This is a genomic window from Acutalibacter sp. 1XD8-36 (assembly GCF_009917525.1).
Lineage (GTDB): Bacteria > Bacillota > Clostridia > Oscillospirales > Acutalibacteraceae > Acutalibacter.
Window position 1 is genome coordinate 395,414 of record NZ_QZDU01000002.1, and the last position, 14,694, is coordinate 410,107.

Below are 14,694 nucleotides of genomic sequence, written 5' to 3' on the forward strand. Positions count from 1 at the left end.
AATATCCCACAAATAAGGAGCCCCAAAATGAAAATAATGCTTCTCACCGCCGCCACCGGAGGCGGGCATATCAGAGCCGCCAACGCTATTGAGCAGTACATCCGGGAGAACACCCGCTGGGAGGTGGAGAACGTGGACTGCCTTAAAGCCGTGGGCAGGCTTCTTGACAAGACCGTCTGCGACAGCTATCTGTTCATGGCTAAAAAAGCCCCCATGCTCTTCGGCAAGCTATATAAACGCACCAATAAGCAGAATGTTATCTCGCACCTTGTCCCAAAGCTCAGCGGGCTTTTCAGCAACCTTCTGTACCCCACCATTGAGAGCTCCCGCCCGGACGTGATAATCACCACCCACCCCTTTGCAACGGAGATGGTCGCGGCCCTCAAGTCCGACGGCCTGGTCTCTGCGCCGCTTATCTGCATTATCACAGACTACGGCGCCCATAGGGCCTATATTGCAGACGAAGTGGACAGCTATGTGGTGGCCAGCGACGATATGGTACCGGAGCTTATGGAGTTCGGCGTGCCCAAGAAGAAGATAAACCCCTTCGGCATACCGGTCCACGGCGTGTTCTTCGACCGCCAGGACCAGGGGATGCTCCTGCGTCAGCTGGATTTAGACCCGGAACTGCCCACCCTCCTGTTTATGGCAGGCAGCTTCGGCGTCTCAAACATTATCAAGCTCTATAGGGACCTTGCGGAGACAAATGTAAAAATGCAGATAATCGTAATAACCGGCCGAAATCAGAAGCTCTTTGAGGCCTTCGAGAAAGAGATAGGCCAAAACCCGCCAATTCCCACCCGGCTTTTCTACTTCACCGACGAGGTCGAGAAGTACATGCACGCCGCCGACCTGCTAGTTACCAAGCCCGGCGGCCTCACCGTCTCCGAGGCCCTGGCCTGCAACCTGCCTATGGCGGTCTTCGACGCCATCCCCGGCCAGGAGGAGGACAACGCAAATTTCCTGAAGACCCACGATATGTGCGTGCGCATAGAGAAGGACGGGAATTTCGCAAAGGAGATATCCCAGCTTCTTCAGGAGAAAAAACACCTTCAGGCCATGCGGGAGAACTGCGCGGGCTTCGATAAGTCCCGGTCAATGCCCAATATGCTCGAGCTTATAAACCGGCTTGTACCCATGGATGTTGAGGCATGAGCTTCTCTGAATCTGACTACTCCGCTATTCTCGATAAGTTCTCTGAGCTCGGTGACACCAAATATAAGGCCTTCCATGAGAGCCTTATCCCCGGCACCTCCATCGCCTACGGCGTGCGAATCCCGGCCCTTCGGGAGATTGCCCGGGCTATTGTCAAGGCTGACCCTGATGGCTTCCTCTCCGTAAGCTGTCCAGGGTCCTATGAAGAGATAATGCTCCGGGGGATGGTGATAGCGGGCATGAAACGGCCTCTTTCAGAGCGTATCCCGCTCATAGAGAGCTTTCTGCCACTGATAGATAACTGGGCTGTCTGCGATACCTTCTGCTCCAGCTTCAAGCTCCGCTCCGCAGAGGACAAGACCCTTATGTGGCAGCTTATTGAGCCGCTTTTTGCAGACCCCCGGGAGTTCTATGCGCGCTTTGCCCTGGTTATGTTTCTGGGGTGTTTTGTGGAGCCCGATTACATACAGGCTGGGCTTGACCATATTGAGGCGCTTACCCAGGAGCAGTATTATGTCCGCATGGCTGCGGCCTGGGCTGTGTCTGTCTGCTATGTGAAGTTTCCCCAAAAGACGCTTTTGCTGCTGAAAAGGAAGGTGCTGCCTAAGTTTACACAGAACAAGTCTATTCAGAAGATTCGGGAGTCTTATAGGGTGCCGGGGGAGGATAAGGAGATGCTGCTTCGGTATAAGATTTGAGACTGTAGAGCCTACGCTTCGCTTGGCAGGACGGTATTGGGGCGCTGCCCCAAACCCTGCCAGGGGGCGCGCCCCCTGGACCCCTTCTCGCTTCGCGCGTATCCATTAATGGCAAGTGCTTGGCTGCCCAGGGCTTCATAGGCCCTCTGGACAGCCTGCTTTTTATATGCCACTGTCTTGCCCTCCAAAGGGTCATTAAGCAGGTATGTATCCTCTTTTTCTCCCACCAGCAGCAGGCAGTGCTCCGGCTGTATCCAGTCAAACCGCCGCCCGCTCCCCTCCACGGTCAGTGTGGCGCCGTATCTGGGCTCCTCCATCCCCCGGGTGGCCCATATCATTACCGGCACGCCCTCTCTTATGTATCCGTCCACCAGTTCCTCCAGGCTCAGCCCGCACAGGTCCTCCACCTCGCGCTCAGAGCCCATATCCTTCAGCACCCTTCCTACAGCGCTCTTTATCACCGGCGCGTAGCACCCCCAGCCGTCCTCGGACCTGGGCTCGCCTAAAAAGTATTCCATCGGGTCCGGGCTGTAATATGTTCCGTCCACCTCATAGGGTGCGCTCCCTCTGGGCAGATACTTGTCCACAAACTCGTCAGTGGATATATCAATCCCTACGTAGTTCAGGGCCATCACCGCCGTTACGCTCTCACAGCCTCTGGGGAACCCATCCCGCTGGTCCAGGGCCGGGACCTCCAGCACAGCGTCGCCCCAGGCCTCAACTGCCCTCAGCCCCTCCTCTGTCTCCTCCTGCCAGCCGGTTATCCCGCCCAGCACCATCCCGATGATAAACACCACCGCCATTATCCACGCCCACGCCAACAGTTTCACGCTCCAGTGCACCTCCGTCTTTGGATATTCCACCATTCTCAAGTTTTCTTTTTCCATAATCCGGCCCTCCTCAAGCCTATATAGTATAGTTGACGCAGTCCGAAAGAGGAAGAACACCTCCTTTGAACTTCGCCGGCTATACCTATTAGACGGCAACCCAAATAGAAAGGTAAGCCTCAAAATAAAAAAAGAGACCGGCAGCCGCCAGTCTCTTGCTTTTTTATTTTACCCGAACAGGAACGGCCTCGGGTTTACCCTGGTCCCGTTCTGCCAGACCTCAAAGTGCAGGTGCGGCCCGGTAGAGTCGCCAGTGCTTCCCTCATACCCAATGACCTGGCCCTTGGTCACATACTCACCTGTGGACACCGCTGTGGCGCTCATGTGGGCATACAGCGTGCTGTATGTATCATTATGGTAGATATACACATGATATCCCCAGCCCCAGCCCCACGAGTCTGCCATATGGGACCTTATGACCGTACCCGATTCTGCCGCAACAATCTGTGTACCGGACGCTCCGGCTATATCCATCCCGCCGTGCCCTCTAGACCCGCCGAATTCGTCGGAGATATATGTAACTCCCGGCATGGGCCAAGTGGGGTTAAAGCCTGAAACGCCGTTTGTGGTGCCGTCCGGCACCCAGTCCACGTTCCCGGTCTCACCGCCGCCGCCAATCTCACTGTAGCTGCCGTTGCCACCGTTGGCCGCGGCCTCCTGGCGCCTGCGCTCCTCTTCCTCCTGGCGCTTGCGCTCCTCCTCTATAAGGCGCTGTATCTCCTCATCACGCTTCTGTATCTCCTCAGCGTTCTGCTCAAGGGCGTGGTTTGTGTCGTTCTGCCTGCCCTCCAGGTCCGCGATAGCCTGGGCATTCTCCGCATAGAGCCCATCCAGCTCCTTCTGCTTGTGCTCCATGCTCTTTTTCAAATCCGCCACCAGCTTCTTCTCGGCCTCGCACTCCTCGCGCTCGTCCTTAGTGGCGTCCATATACTCGGCTATCTTGTTTATCATCTCCTGGTCCCTCATGCTCATGGTGCTGAGCATTTCGGAGCGCATGGTAAAATCGCTCAGGCTGTTGGAATTCAGCAGTATCTCCAGGGAGCTTACGCTGCCCGCCCTGTATATTGCCGCCACCCGCTCCTTGAACTGGCCGATAGTGTCGGCTATCTCCTCCTCAGAGGCGTCAAGCTTCATGGTCAGCTCGTTAATGCTGGCGTTCAGCTCCTCAATATCGTTTCTCGCCGTGCGTATCTGGTCCTCCAGCACTTCTATCTGCTTCTGCAGGGTCTCCTGATATTCCTGCTTTTTCGCGGTGTCCTCCTTCAGCTGCTCAAGCCTCGCCTGCAATTCCTGACGCTCGGCCTCAAGAGCCTCCTGCTCGGCCTTTACCTCCTCGGTAGTCCTTGCCACTGCCTCCAGGGGCATCATCAGCAGCATAACCACTGCCATTATCAGGCAGGTCAGCCGCCTTTTGCGGGTAATTTTCATGCTGTATCATCCTTCCTAAGGGGAGAATTTTCGTATTGAGATACGTTTGTACAGCACATATTATAGCTTATTTGGCCCCAAATTTATTTCTTTTTTAGAAAATAAACTGTAAACAAACCGTTAACTGGGTGTAAACAGGACATCTAGCGCCGCCCGCCCTGCGCGGCGTCAAGACCTTGGGGAGCGCCATGCTTTAGTGGCCTACCTGGTCCGCGTGATTTTTTCCCGCTCCCGGCCCACCGGCACCGTCACCCTGCCGCACCTTCTGCGCCCGCCGGCCATCATCCCCACCATAACGACCAGCACACCCATCATGACAATTCCCCATCCTCCATACCCCACCGCCCTGCTCATGCTCTCCAATATAATCTCACTCATGAGGTATGCACCCGAAGTCACATATAAATTCCCAGGCCCTGTCAAGTCCCGTCACGTCCCATGTCTCCTTTCGTCCAAAGGCCTTTACTTTAAGCTCCGTGCCATAGGCCGTGCGCTCCACCTTCGCTACCGGCGTGTCGTCCCCAAAGCTCAGCTTCCTGCCCTCATAGTCCACCTTCAAAAGCCCGAGCCCGGTAATCAGCACGAACATTGCAATACCAAACCCCAGCCAAAACGACCTCCACTCCTGTCTCACTAAAGCCACATACCTTTCTTATTTTATCTCTCTATCTCTCTTTAAAAGGTATCGTGGCTGATTTTCACGAAATTATTCCAGCCCTAATAAAGTCTCTGCCAATATCTCCCCGAGAAGCCTCCCGGTATACCTTGCCTCCGCCGCGGTGTTCACCTCCGTGCCCACCTCAATGAGCATTGAGCCTCTTGTGGCGTTCATATTGTACTTGCTGTTTGAAAAGCTCATCGGCCTCATCAGCCCAGGATACAGCTCCTGGGCCTTCTGCTGCACCCTTAATATCAGCCGCAGATTCCACTCCCAGTCCGGGAAATCCCCCCAGTCCCCCGACGCGTCGCACCCTGCAAGGAGCATGGCCTGGGCAGCCTTCCTCCCCTCTATCTGGGCCGTGGGCTTATACTTCACCCCGCTCTCGGTCGTCATGGAGTCCCTGTGCAGGTCTATCGTCACCTGTATCCCCGGGTGCTCGGCTAGATTTTTCTGTATCACCTCCCAAGACCGGGAGTAGGAGCCGTTATATGCCAGGTCGTTCACCGTCTTGTCGTGCACCACCCCGATTCCCCTGGATTCAAGAGCCTTCGCCAGCTCCTCCCCGGCAGCCACAACGCTCATGTCCTGATTCTGTGTCCGGGTCTCCATATCCGTATAGTAAAAGCCGGAGTCTTCCTTTGAGTATGCCTCGCTGGTGTGGGTATGGTATATCAGCACCTCCACGCTGCCGTCGCCTTTAATATGCACGTCCGGGCTCTCCAGAAGTTCGGCGGCAAGGTCTGTCCCCGACTCCGTGCTGTCCCGCACAAAGAAATTATCGATAGGCGTGCCCCCGTCCAGCTGTATCTCCTCCACCGTCCCGCTGCTCCTGTTGGGGTCCGGAGTGGCGGTGAAGCCCGGCAGCAGGTCGCTGTGGAATGGCACGACTCCGTCGTCGGGCAGGGCGCCGTCAGTGTGCACCTCCTCCGGCACAGCGGAGCTCTCCGGCGGCAGACCCGTCCCCTGCTCTGTCTCGCTCTCCGGAGCGCCCTCTATTCCCATGCCGGCGGCAAACAGAAAGGCCTCCCCGCCCCGCTCGGAAAACCACGCCCCCAGGCTCTCCCAGGCGCACCACACACATACGCATACGCTGGCAAGCACCACTATGTTTTTAACAAATCCTATCAGCTTCTGCAAAGCTTTCCCTTCTTTCTTCAGTATCGTTCTTTATTTGTTTACAATTTTCCCCTTGCGCGGGGCTGATAACTTTAGTATAATAAAGACTAAATATAATTTATTTGCCGACAAACCTCATAAAAGAAAGGAGATTTGCATATGTCTGTCTATTCCGAGATAAGGCCTGAGATAAAGTCCCTCTCTCGGCTCTGTGTGGAAAACAGCCGCATAGACCCCGAGCTCTATACCCGGTTTGACGTAAAGCGCGGCCTGCGCGACCTGAACGGCAAAGGCGTGCTCACCGGCCTTACAAATATCTCTGAGATAGTTTCCACCAAAAACGTGGACGGTAAGTCCGTGCCCTGTGAGGGCAAGCTGTACTTCAGGGGCTACGACGTTGAGGAGCTCATACGCCGCCAGCCCAAGGAGGATAACTTCGGCTATGAGCGCATAGCGTACCTGCTGCTGTTTGGCGACTATCCAGACGGGCAGCAGCTCACTGAGTTCTGCTCGCTGCTCTCATTTTACCGCACCCTGCCCACCAGCTTCGTGCGGGACATCATTATGAAGGCCCCCAGCGGCGACATGATGAATACCCTGGCCCGCAGCGTCCTCACCCTATATTCATATGACGAAGACGCCGAGGATATTTCTATCCCCAACGTCCTGCGCCAGTGTATGCAGCTTATCGCCCTGTTCCCCCTCCTGTCCGTCTACGGCTACCAGGCCTACAGGCACTACCACGACGGCCAGAGCCTGTTTATACACCAGCCGGACCCCGCCCTCTCCACGGCCGAGAACATCCTGCGCATACTTCGCCCGGACTGCCGGTACACGGCCCTTGAGGCAAAAGTCCTAGACATAGCCCTGATTCTGCACGCCGACCACGGCGGCGGCAATAACTCCACCTTCACCACCCACGTGGTCACCTCCTCCGGCACGGACACCTACTCAGCCATAGCCGCAGCCCTCGGCTCCCTGAAGGGCCCCAAGCACGGCGGCGCGAACATAAAGGTGGTGCAGATGTTTGAGGACATCAAGTCCCATGTAAAGGACTGGAACGACGACAATGAGATAAGCGCCTACCTGTTAAAGCTCCTCCATAAGGAGGCCTTTGACAAGTCCGGCCTTATCTACGGCATGGGCCACGCCGTCTACTCCATCTCCGACCCCCGGGCAAAGACCATGGCAAGCTTCGTGGAGGGCCTCTCCAGCGAAAAGGGGCGCACCGCCGAGTACCGGCTCTATCAGAACGTGGAGCGTCTGGCAGTGGAGGCCATAGCCAAGGACCGCAAGATATATAAGGGCGTCTCGGCAAACGTGGACTTCTACAGCGGATTTATTTATAGTATGCTCGATTTGCCTATGGAGCTGTATACCCCTATCTTTGCCATCTCAAGGATAGCGGGCTGGAGCGCCCACCGGATTGAGGAATTGGTGGGCAGCGGCAAGATAATCCGACCGTCCTATAAGGCGGTGCAGGAGCACAGGCAGTTTGAGTAACCCCTTAAAGAAGTCGAAGGCAGGACAGACCAAAATGGTCCGTCCTGCCCTTTCCATATTTCTGATATATTAAAGCTGTTCAATACAGGCCCGGACTTCTGCACATACCACTCGGTCATTTTCAAGCACCTTTGCAAGCATGGCCTTCAATCCTTCCTGTGTTCCCTTCTGCAAAATCAAATCCCCGGACCGTTCTGTGATATTATACCCAGTCTCAGGCCCCACTCCCATCAGCCCCCATATCTTCCAGCCAATACCATGGGTCTCGTCATTTCCGTCCATGATGTACCGCGCCGAAAAAACATCTTTCAGCCTGCTATGTATTTCCCTATCTGTGCAAATATCCCACAGCAGGTTCTCCTCCCCACAAAACGCCTCGGCTGCGTGCCATCTCGCTTCAATAAATACCCCGGTAATGCCGCATATCATGCCCGCGGTGTCCATGGCGTTTTCCTCTGTCACATGGTCCAGCACATCCATAACAACACCCTCAAGCTCCGTATGCTTATCATAGGAGAGGGCTTTCTCAATGCGTTCCAGCAGTTCTTTATATGACATCTCGGGCCTAGCGTTTCCGGTGATGACAATGGCGTCCCGAAGGCTGCTTTGCCAGCCCTCAGGCAGGGCGTGGAGCTTTGAGTCCAGGGCGTATATCATGCCGTTCTCATAGCCCGCCGCCAGCAGCCACTCCATCTCATTTTCCAAGCGGAGCAGGGCCGGAAAGCCGCCGTCAATGGCGCTTCTCACAGCCTTAAGCAGTTCTTCACCAGCGCTGTAAAAGCGCTCATAGGTAAACCCAGCAAATCGTGCAAGCTTGTCCACGAAGCTTTCGTCCCAGCGCCAGCCCCATGGGAAGCCCGGCAAACTATGCTGGCCCACGCTGTCATCCCAGGGATAATCAAAGCCAAAGGCAAGCGTGGACACTGTCAGAAGGCAGTGGTAAATTGACAGCTGGTGCCGCTCCAGCAGGTTATCGCCGCAGGGACTGCAGTGGATACAATGGCGGCGCTTTGACGCGCACCAATATGGTTTCTCCCCTGTATACCCCCTGGCAGTTACCAGCGCCGACGCCAGCGCCGCAGTAAAATTGTCCGACTCTGCGTCCACCGGGAAAGGCACCTGGGGTTCTAATATTTTCTTCATACCCCTGCACCACTTTATCTGTTCACAAAGAACTCTTTATACCAGATGAGGAAGGTATACACCGTCCAGACCCGCCTGCTATTGTCCTTCTTCCCGGCCCTATGCTCGTCAAGCAGGGAAACCAGCTTATCCGTGTTAAAGAACTCCCTGGCGGTATCGCCGGTGAACTCATTTTTCACCCTGTTATAATACTCGTCCTCTTTAAGCCAGACCCTGGTCGGCACCGGGAAGCCCAGCTTCTTCTTTCCCGCCCATTTCTCGGGCATCCTCCTCAGCGCCGCCTTCCTCATGGCCAGCTTGGTGTTCTCACTGTTCACCCGGTACTTTGTGGGTATGCGCCCGGCGAGCTTCATTATCTCCTTGTCTAGGAATGGCACCCGCAGCTCCAGAGAGTTTGCCATGCTCATCTTGTCGGCCTTTAAAAGTATGTCCCCCACCATCCACATGTTCAGGTCCACAAACTGCATTTTTGTAACCGAATCCTTGCCCTTCACCATGTCGTAATAGGGCTTCACGAGCACAGCAGGGTCCGGTGTGCCCACCGGGTTTCTGAGTATCTCCCGGCGCTCCTTCTCAGTAAACATATAGGCGTTGCCGATAAAACGCTCCTCAAGGGTCTTCCCCCTGCGCACAAGGAAGTTGAGCCCCCTATGCGCCGGGAACATCCCCGCTACCCTGCCAATAAGCCGCCTGACAGGCATGGGGATTTTGTCATACCACTGTAGCTCCAGGGGCTCCCTATAGATGTTATACCCCCCGAATATCTCATCCGCGCCCTCTCCTGAGAGCACCACCTTTACATGCCGGCAGGCGGTATTGCACACAAAGTACAGCGCCACAGCCGAGGGGTCAGCCAGAGGCTCGTCCATATGGTACTGTATCTTCTGGAAATTCCCCCAGAACTCCTCGGGGGTTATGACCTTGCTGATGTTTTTAACAGGTATCAGCTCAGAGAGCTCCTTGGCATAGCTGGTCTCGTTGTATTTCTCTCCGTTGTCAAAGCCCACCGTAAAGGTCTTGTCCACGTTTGCAGAGCAGGCTACATAGCTGGAGTCCACCCCAGAGCTCAGGAAAGAGCCAACCTCAACGTCGCTGACCTTATGTGCCCTCACGCTGTCGTCAAAAACCTTCTCTATCTCGTCCACCCAGTAGTCAAGGCTCTTGTCCTCCTCGGCGTGAAACTCCGGTAGCCAGTACCGGACAGTCTCCATTTTGCCGTCCCTATAGGTAAAGTAGTGGGCGGGGGGAAGCTTGTACACATTCTCAAAGAAGGTCTCAGGCCCGGGGGAATACTGGAAGCTGAGATAGTTCTCCAGGGCCCGGCGGTTGAGCTCCTTTTTAAAGGCGGGATGGTGCAGGAAGCTCTTTATCTCCGAGCCGAACATGAACACCCCGCCCATTTCAGCGTAGTAAAGGGGCTTAATCCCAAAGAAATCCCTGGCCCCGAAGAGCTCCCCCTTCTCCCTGTCCCATATGGCAAAGGCAAACATGCCCCGCACCCTATCCAGTATTTTGGGGCCGTACTCCTCATAGCCGTGTAATATTACCTCGGAGTCGGCCTCGGTGCGGAACTTATGCCCTGCCTCTATGAGCTTCTGCCTTATATCCCAGTAGTTATATATCTCGCCGTTAAACACCAGCGCCTTGCTCTCGTCCTCGTTGAGGATAGGCTGCCTGCCCCCCTCAATGTCGATTATGGACAGCCGCCTAAATCCCAGGGATATACCCGGAGCCCAGTAGTAGTCGGCGTCGTCCGGGCCGCGATGGGCAATGGCCGTAGTCATTGAGTGCAGGACGCCCTCGTCAGGGTCCCCGGTAAAGCCTACAAATCCGCACATTTTAACGTCCCCCTTATTATCAAGTTTATTTATTATAGCACACCTGGCCGCGGTTGGCAAGGTGTACCTCTGCCGCCAACGCCTTACATCAAAGGCTGTCTATCAACTCTATGACCTTATCTATCACATACAGCGCCCGCACATAAGTTGCGCTGGCGTTTAGCTGTGTCTCGTTTCCGCTGCCGCCCTCTGCCCCCGCAAGGCCCAGCCTGTTGTACACATCCTCCGCCGCCTCCCTTGCCCAGGAGGGCACATCCTTGAAGGTCTTATACTTCGACTCGTTTTTATCATACACCTTCTGGGCCTCCTGCCTGGCCAGCTCCGCCACCTGCTCCCTTGTCATATCCGTCCAGTCCTCCCCTCTGATTATAGCCGGGTAATCCCTAAAGGCCCGGTTCATGTCATAATACCTTCCGTTTACGAGCCCCCTGTCCGTGTACTGCCAGATACCCGCCCCGGGGTACTGCAACTCCCCTGTCCACTGGGCCACCCAGCGGTCTATATGGGCGAGCCTGGGGCTGTTGAGCCGCTCCTTCATCCAGGAAATGCTGGAGTACAGCCCGCAGTAGTACCCGGCATTCTGCAGCTCGTTATAAAACGCCAGACAGTTCTCCGTGAGCTGGCTGTTCCCCGGCAGCGTGCGGTCCTCCACGTCGTACCATACGCCGTATAACGGGGTCAGCCCCCGAAGTAGCCTGAGGGTATGCCTTGCCTCGCTCTTTGCCATAGTTGTATTCCTGGCGTATGAGTACAGGTACACCCCGAATGGTATGCCCGCCGCCCGGCACTTGCCCACGTTCTCCCTATAGCGCACATCGTCCTGATACGAGTAATCCTCGCCGTAGCCGCAGCGTATTATTATAAAGTCAACCTTCCCCTTCATGGCGGCGATATTCACGTCACCGTTGAATTCCGATATATCTATTCCAGTAGCCAGCACCTTTGGCAAGGCTCTCACTCCCTTTCCCCATTATTCTATTCCCAATAAACTTTTTTGTGCTCTATTATCTTGCCCCCTATTTCTGCCGAGTAATATATAAAGGGAGTTATAATTGGGAGGTATCACATATGATAACAATGATGGGCTCCATAGGCGCGTACACTAAAAACCTAAAGCTCCAGACTCAGTTTCAGATGAAGCAGGCAAAAGGGGAGCTTGGCTCCCATAAGTCCCTGGACGAATACCTCTCGGCCTCCCTTAGTGAGGACGGCGAGGATGAGCATAAGCCCGACGATAAGCTCAGGGACATCCACAATAAGCTCCTGCAGGGAGGGAAGCTCACCCCCGAGGAGCGCAAATATCTGCAGGCCAATGACCCTGAGGCATACCAGAAGCTCAAGGCTGCCGAGCAGGAGCAGAAGGCCTTCGAGCAGAAGCTCAAGCAGTGCCGCACCAAGGAAGAGGCCCAGCGCCTGAAGATGACCTATATCAACAGCTCCCTTGTGACCTTAAAGGGCGTTGAGCACAACTCCTCTATCCCCAAGAATAAGAAGCTGGAGATATTCATGCAGGAGAAACAGCGCTGCGACAGGATAGAGGAGAGCTCCAGGGAGTTTGTTAGCCGCGGGGATTATGACAGGCTGCCCACCGAGGCCGAGGAGCATAAGGCCATAAAGGACGCTGTAAAAGCGGAGGAGGCCCAGAAGCCCAAGGCTCCCGAGAGGAAGGAGCCCGGGGATACCCCCGAGCCCGCCGGTAGGCCGGAGAAGAAGAAGCCCGCCGTGCACATGGAAACTGAGGAGGAGAAGAAGGTTAAGCGCGCCAGGGTCAACTCCCGCCGCGGCTCCGACGCCGAGTTCCACCAGGCTGTGGCGGCCTATACTGCCAGCGCCGCAGGCGAGGCCGGCACCTCCATAATTGACACCAAAGGTTAGGGTGATACACCATGAGAATATACCAATCCGCCGACCAGCTCATCGGCCATACCCCTCTGCTGGAGCTTAAAAGGCTAGGGGAAAAATTAGGCCTTGAGGCGAGGCTTTTAGGCAAGCTTGAGGCAATGAACCCCGCCGGCAGCGTAAAGGACCGGGTGGCAAGGGCCATGCTGGACGACGCAGAGAGGCGCGGGGCGGTAAAGCCCGGCTCGGTGATAATCGAGCCCACCTCAGGTAACACCGGCATAGGCCTGTGCGCTGTGGCGGCGGCAAGGGGGTATAGGGTCATAATAGTCATGCCCGATACAATGAGCGCCGAGCGCAGGCTTTTGATGAAGGCTTTCGGGGCCGAACTGGTGCTCACAGACGGGAGCTTAGGCATGGCGGGAGCTATCGAAAAGGCCGGTGAGCTTCAGAAGGACATCCCCGGCAGCTTCATACCCGGCCAGTTTGTAAACCCCGCAAACCCCGCCGCCCACTACAACACCACCGGCCCGGAGCTCTGGGAGGATACCGGGGGCGGCATAGATATATTTGTAGCGGGCGCCGGCACCGGCGGAACTATTACCGGCGCCGGCAGATATCTCAAGAAGATGAAGCCTGGCATTAAGATAGTCGCGGCGGAGCCCGACAGTTCCCCCGTGCTCAGCGGCGGGAAGGCCGGTCCCCACGGCATACAGGGTATCGGCGCGGGCTTTGTGCCGGAAGTCCTGGATGTCTCCATCATAGACGAGATAACCCGCGTAAAGGATGAAGATGCCTTCGAGCTTGCCAGGCTCGTGGGCCGTGCAGAAGGCTTTTTAGTGGGCATATCCTCAGGCGCGGCACTGTGGGCGGCGGTCCAGCAGGCGAGGCGTCCCGAAAATAAAGGCAGGACGATAGTTGCCCTCCTGCCCGACGGCGGGGACAGATACCTCTCCACCGGGCTATACGGGGAGGAATAATTTAAGATTAGGTCTAGTATTAACAGTAAAAGTATGGTACAATAGGTCGTGGGGGCCCGGTGTCCCCCGGCCTATTTTTATTGTATTAAGGAGTGTTCGCGTATGGTGTACTTCCCCATCCTGCTATTCTGCACGGCCTGCCTGTTCCTGGCCCTGCTACAGGACCGCTACCGGCTGCCTGCCACTGTGGGGGTCATGGCTGGGGCGTATATCATAGCCGCTGTGATTTCATCGGCGCTCAATGGAAAATTTGAGGGGCCAAACATATCCATACACGGCCCGGCCCTGGTGGGCACCCTGGTGCTGCTCACGGCCTCCGTATTTGTGCACACGAACAATATCCTGCAGAAGGTATTTATCTCTGTGCTCTCCATGGCGAACCTCTCGTTTATACTGCTCTTTACCCCCCTGTTATTAGGGGCCATGCCCTTCGGCGTTGCCGGAGCTCCCGGCGGGGTCATATCCGTGCTTGCCACGATACTCCTGTATGTGCTCACAATCTTCTGCCTCTACCGCCCCATGCAGCGCTTTGCCCAGCGGGGGCCCTCGGTGTTCCTGTTCGGCATGACCGCCCTGTGCATTCTGCAGTACCTGCTGTGTATGGGCAAGCTCGATATGTCCTTCGGCATTGAGAGCCCCACTGACAGGCTGTTCTTTGCGGTTCTGATATACTGCGCCCTTATCTTCTGCTTTAGGAGCATATACCACGCGGGCCGCTGGCAGTCCCAGGCGGCAAGGCATGAGGCCAGGGAAAACATGCTGCAGCAGGAGTCCTCTGACTACCTGGACATGCTTGCGGCAGTGCGCCAGGTCCGCTCGGCCCATAAGAACGGCGAGTATGCCCTTGACACCGTGTCCCAGCTTCTCCGGGAGGGCCGCACCGAGGAAATACCCCGGTACATAGCCTCTTATAAGCAGTCCGCCCTTGAAAACCCCATACTGGGCCGCTACCATGATAATCCCTATCTTAACGCCGTCATAGCAACCAAGGCGGCCTTCGCCGCCCAGAACGACATAGATTTCCAGTGCAACGCCTCCTCCATGGAGGCCCCCATAAAGACCAGCGAGCTCTGTATTTTAGCCGACGAGCTGCTGACCCGCGCCGCCACAGACGCTTCCCACGGAGAAGGTGACCGCCGCGTGCGCTTCACTGCCATCCCGGGGGAGGATTTATTGCGCCTGGAGGTGGTCTACACCGGGGAGCTGCCTCAGAAAGAGAAGCTCTCCATAAAGGGCAAAAGCTTACGGCAGCTTTTGGACTGGCTGTTTGACGACCCGGAGCCTGAGGAAAATGAGCTTCGGGGCCTTGGGAACTCTACGGAGATAGCCCTTGCACACAGCGGCAGCCTTACCGTCTCTGAAATAGAGGACGGCGTAATAATCAGGGCAGCCCTGCGCTTCTAAGATAATTAATATTTATATAATAAAAAATAAGCAAATCAGGAG

At 55.8% G+C, this 14,694-nt stretch carries 14 protein-coding genes; 6 read left to right on the plus strand and 8 right to left on the minus strand.

What is annotated here, in order from left to right:
- The first annotated feature begins 27 nt into the window (after positions 1 to 27).
- Together D5270_RS05405 and D5270_RS05410 are read left to right on the plus strand one after the other, a co-directional pair.
- Positions 28 to 1,155 (plus strand): MGDG synthase family glycosyltransferase, encoded by a 1,128-nt coding sequence (locus D5270_RS05405; protein ID WP_166543118.1) that lies wholly within the window; start codon positions 28 to 30, stop codon positions 1,153 to 1,155.
- Positions 1,152 to 1,853, plus strand: a complete 702-nt coding sequence (locus tag D5270_RS05410) for a DNA alkylation repair protein (protein ID WP_166543119.1) — start codon at positions 1,152 to 1,154, stop codon at positions 1,851 to 1,853. Before D5270_RS05405 ends, D5270_RS05410 begins: the two co-directional genes overlap by 4 nt.
- Before the next feature lie 11 nt (positions 1,854 to 1,864).
- Here the strand turns inward: D5270_RS05410 and D5270_RS05415 are convergent, their stop codons facing one another.
- The 5 genes from D5270_RS05415 to spoIIP all read right to left on the minus strand — a co-directional run bounded on the left by D5270_RS05415 (position 1,865) and on the right by spoIIP (position 5,966).
- Positions 1,865 to 2,740, minus strand: a complete 876-nt coding sequence (locus D5270_RS05415; RefSeq protein ID WP_166543120.1) for a C39 family peptidase — start codon at positions 2,738 to 2,740, stop codon at positions 1,865 to 1,867.
- 168 nt (positions 2,741 to 2,908) lie between these two features.
- A complete protein-coding gene (locus D5270_RS05420) occupies positions 2,909 to 4,168 on the minus strand; it encodes a murein hydrolase activator EnvC family protein (protein WP_166543121.1) in 1,260 nt (419 codons plus the stop codon).
- Positions 4,169 to 4,369: 201 nt separating this feature from the next.
- Complete coding sequence (locus D5270_RS05425) at positions 4,370 to 4,546, minus strand: hypothetical protein (protein WP_166543122.1); 177 nt, start codon at positions 4,544 to 4,546, stop codon at positions 4,370 to 4,372.
- Positions 4,539 to 4,811, minus strand: coding sequence for a hypothetical protein (locus D5270_RS05430; RefSeq protein WP_166543123.1), 273 nt, complete (start codon positions 4,809 to 4,811; stop codon positions 4,539 to 4,541). Before D5270_RS05430 ends, D5270_RS05425 begins: the two co-directional genes overlap by 8 nt.
- A gap of 63 nt (positions 4,812 to 4,874) precedes the next feature.
- Positions 4,875 to 5,966: a stage II sporulation protein P gene (gene spoIIP / locus D5270_RS05435; protein WP_166543124.1), complete on the minus strand. Its 1,092-nt coding sequence runs from the start codon at positions 5,964 to 5,966 to the stop codon at positions 4,875 to 4,877.
- Positions 5,967 to 6,104: 138 nt separating this feature from the next.
- Here spoIIP and D5270_RS05440 point away from each other — a divergent pair, with 138 nt between their 5' ends.
- Entirely contained in the window at positions 6,105 to 7,448 is a 1,344-nt protein-coding gene (locus tag D5270_RS05440; protein WP_166543125.1) for a citrate/2-methylcitrate synthase, read from the plus strand.
- Between the two features lie 69 nt (positions 7,449 to 7,517).
- Here D5270_RS05440 and D5270_RS05445 read toward each other — a convergent pair whose 3' ends face one another.
- From D5270_RS05445 to D5270_RS05455, 3 genes are all read right to left on the minus strand, one after another.
- Positions 7,518 to 8,591 (minus strand): hypothetical protein, encoded by a 1,074-nt coding sequence (locus D5270_RS05445; RefSeq protein ID WP_166543126.1) that lies wholly within the window; start codon positions 8,589 to 8,591, stop codon positions 7,518 to 7,520.
- Between the two features lie 14 nt (positions 8,592 to 8,605).
- Entirely contained in the window at positions 8,606 to 10,429 is a 1,824-nt protein-coding gene (gene asnB, locus D5270_RS05450) for an asparagine synthase (glutamine-hydrolyzing) (protein ID WP_166543127.1), read from the minus strand.
- A gap of 88 nt (positions 10,430 to 10,517) precedes the next feature.
- Positions 10,518 to 11,387, minus strand: coding sequence for a glycoside hydrolase family 25 protein (locus D5270_RS05455; protein WP_166543128.1), 870 nt, complete (start codon positions 11,385 to 11,387; stop codon positions 10,518 to 10,520).
- 110 nt (positions 11,388 to 11,497) lie between these two features.
- Between D5270_RS05455 and D5270_RS05460 the strand changes: the two genes are divergently transcribed.
- The 3 genes from D5270_RS05460 to D5270_RS05470 all read left to right on the plus strand — a co-directional run bounded on the left by D5270_RS05460 (position 11,498) and on the right by D5270_RS05470 (position 14,652).
- A complete protein-coding gene (locus D5270_RS05460; protein ID WP_166543129.1) occupies positions 11,498 to 12,304 on the plus strand; it encodes a hypothetical protein in 807 nt (268 codons plus the stop codon).
- Positions 12,305 to 12,315: 11 nt separating this feature from the next.
- On the plus strand, positions 12,316 to 13,248 hold the full coding sequence (cysK, locus tag D5270_RS05465; protein WP_166543130.1) for a cysteine synthase A: 933 nt from the start codon (positions 12,316 to 12,318) through the stop codon (positions 13,246 to 13,248).
- Between the two features lie 102 nt (positions 13,249 to 13,350).
- Positions 13,351 to 14,652 (plus strand): sensor histidine kinase, encoded by a 1,302-nt coding sequence (locus D5270_RS05470; RefSeq protein WP_166543131.1) that lies wholly within the window; start codon positions 13,351 to 13,353, stop codon positions 14,650 to 14,652.
- The last annotated feature ends 42 nt before the right edge of the window (positions 14,653 to 14,694 follow it).